Source organism: Acidithiobacillus sp. TH-A36 (assembly GCF_057473445.1).
On the sequence record NZ_JBYCKP010000455.1, the window covers coordinates 1 to 2,222 of the forward strand.

The 2,222-nt window shown below is 54.0% G+C and carries 3 protein-coding genes; 2 read left to right on the top strand and 1 reads right to left on the bottom strand.

Translation table 11 applies throughout. From position 1 onward, the window contains the following. Nucleotides 1-1,273 (bottom strand): DUF3857 domain-containing protein (locus tag AC2VLY_RS11670; RefSeq protein WP_486922327.1); only part of this gene is annotated, 1,273 nt, incomplete at its 3' end. Nucleotides 1,274-1,573: 300 nt separating this feature from the next. Here AC2VLY_RS11670 and AC2VLY_RS11675 point away from each other — a divergent pair. Both AC2VLY_RS11675 and AC2VLY_RS11680 read left to right on the top strand, forming a co-directional pair. Beyond that, the gene (locus AC2VLY_RS11675; protein ID WP_486894370.1) at nt 1,574-1,804 is read left to right on the top strand and encodes a DUF2283 domain-containing protein; all 231 of its coding nucleotides are present in this window, start codon (nt 1,574-1,576) and stop codon (nt 1,802-1,804) included. 98 nt (nt 1,805-1,902) lie between these two features. Next, nucleotides 1,903-2,130, top strand: a complete 228-nt coding sequence (locus AC2VLY_RS11680; RefSeq protein ID WP_486894368.1) for a DUF29 domain-containing protein — start codon at nt 1,903-1,905, stop codon at nt 2,128-2,130. Nucleotides 2,131-2,222: the final 92 nt, after the last annotated feature.

Here is a 2,222-nt window from a genome sequence, read left to right on the forward strand (position 1 = left end):
TACTGCCATCCGCGTGGACGCTGACTTTTTCCGTGCCAGTCATGCCACTGGCTGCGGGACCATCGCCGGGGGTGGTGGCCATTTTGGAGTGATCGCTTACCAGGATGACCGGATGGTAGACATCAGGAAAAGGAATGGTGCCCATGGGGGCGTAACCCGAGGTGGCATCCAGATAGAGATCATACTGAGGGACATAGACGATGACGTGATTGAAGCGCTGGAGATTGGCGACTTTTCCTAGGCCAAAATCGTTTCCGGCCCCCAGGAGCACCGGCTGGGCGGCAATATGGCGAGCCTGCAACAGAGCCACCAATAAAGCGGCAGCGGCCTTACAGTCGCCATAGCGCTGTGTCATGGTTGTATCTGCCGGATAGGGTTTATAACCACTCAATCCCGTTTCCACGCCCACCCAGCGGATATGATGGACGGTCCAGTCATAGAGGGCTTGCACCGCTGCCTTACCCGTTTTATCGCCGGCGATTTTGTCCGCCAGTTTCTGCACTTCCGGCGTTACTTTTTCGGCGGGTTCGGCGTATTTCCAGTAGGCATCGCCTATGGCTTCCCAGTTGGGAAAGGTGCTGAGCGTGAAAGTCGGGCTGACCTGATAGAAGCTCACGGCATTGGGCTGCACAGGCTCGGGATGCGCCTGTTTGAGCGTGGCGCTGATGGTCTGGGTATTTCCCTGAACGCTGTGGGTGACCTGATAAGCGCCGGAGCCGGCCCAGTGCAGTTTCATGTCCATCGGCGCATGTACCACAATGTGGACCTGATCCGCTTGCAGGAAATACGGCACCGTATGGCTGATACTGAGCTGATTCGGGAAATACGGCTTTTTGAAATCTTCCTGCCAGTCCGAAACCAGATCATCCCCCACGGCCACATGGGGAAACACCACTGTGATCGCCTTGGCGTCACTGAATTCCGGCGCATCGGCGACTACCGGCAGGGTCCGGGTATAAATCTTGTCTTTGTCGACGTCGTATTTTTTACCGGAAGGACTGAGGGTGTAGGCCTTGATGACCTGCAAATCCGCCATTTTGGCCGGATATTGTTTATGGGCCTGGGCAAACTTCTGGACGCCGAAATGGCTGAGCGGAGAAGTAACTTCGTGAATTTGCGCGGTGTAACTGCCATTGGGATGAAGGGTGTAGGCGGCATCATAAGCCACAATCTTGAAAGGCAGGCCCTCGGTGGCCGCCTGGGCATTGGAAAAGGCGCTGAAACCCAGCACGCTGATAGCGACTGCCAAAGGTAATTTGCGGATGGATAGCATTGCGGCTCCTCATTTCGGCTAATGCCGATAGTTTGCGGACTAAAACCTACATGTTGAATGAACCATAACAAAGCTATGTTACAGTTTTATGAATCCTTGCTTGACATCTGTCACAAAATGAGAATTGATTACCCAGGGAGGGGTGAGCAGTACGGACACCGGGTGTGGGTGATCAAATCTGCTGTTTCTGGATTGCGCACCAGTAATTGCGGAGCTAAAACAGACCGGGCCTTCTCGAAGCGGGAATCTCCCCACCGGAACAGGTGCGCCAGGACCATCAGAGAAGTATTGGAGGGGATCATGAAAGTACGCTACGACCCGGACACGGATACGCTGACCATAGGGCTAAGTGAGCATCCCGTTATGGAAAGCGACGAGGCCAGCCCCGGCGTCATTTTGGATTATGATGAGCACGGGGATATAGTAGGCATCGAAATACTGAGAGCATCACACGGCGGTGCCACCCTGCAGTATAGCGGGCCCCTGATTGCCATACTCAAAAGAGTAAAATGCTCTATGCTCGGGGAATGAGGCTAGAGAGGCTCACTGGGTAGACGGAACTGCCTTAACTTTTCCTAACTCAGCAAACTGATTATCCTCACAGGACAAGCCAACATAGGGGGTGTCCCATGGCTACGGCAAGACAGCTTGATCAATCCACAACGAGTTTGTATGAACAGGATTTCTTCGCCTGGACAAAAAATCAGACGGAGGCCTTGCGTACTCGCCAGATCAGTGTTGTAGATTGGGTCAACCTGCTGGAGGAAGTAGAAAGTATGGGGGCAAGCCAGCGCCGCGAATTGGAAAGCCGCCTGACCATGAATCCTGTCCGTGGGATACAGACGGACAAACACTGAATAAAACCTGGTGGCCAGAATGAGCAGAGGCACCGTAATGTCTCATAATCCGCCCTCCTGGGTGGCAGGGGAACCGAGTAAAACCGGGCGAT

Coding starts and splice junctions, on each gene's coding strand:
- AC2VLY_RS11680 (WP_486894368.1), top strand. CDS start 1,903: ATGGCTACGGCAAGACAGCTTGATCAATCCACAACGAGTTTGTATGAA.
- AC2VLY_RS11675 (WP_486894370.1), top strand. CDS start 1,574: ATGAAAGTACGCTACGACCCGGACACGGATACGCTGACCATAGGGCTA.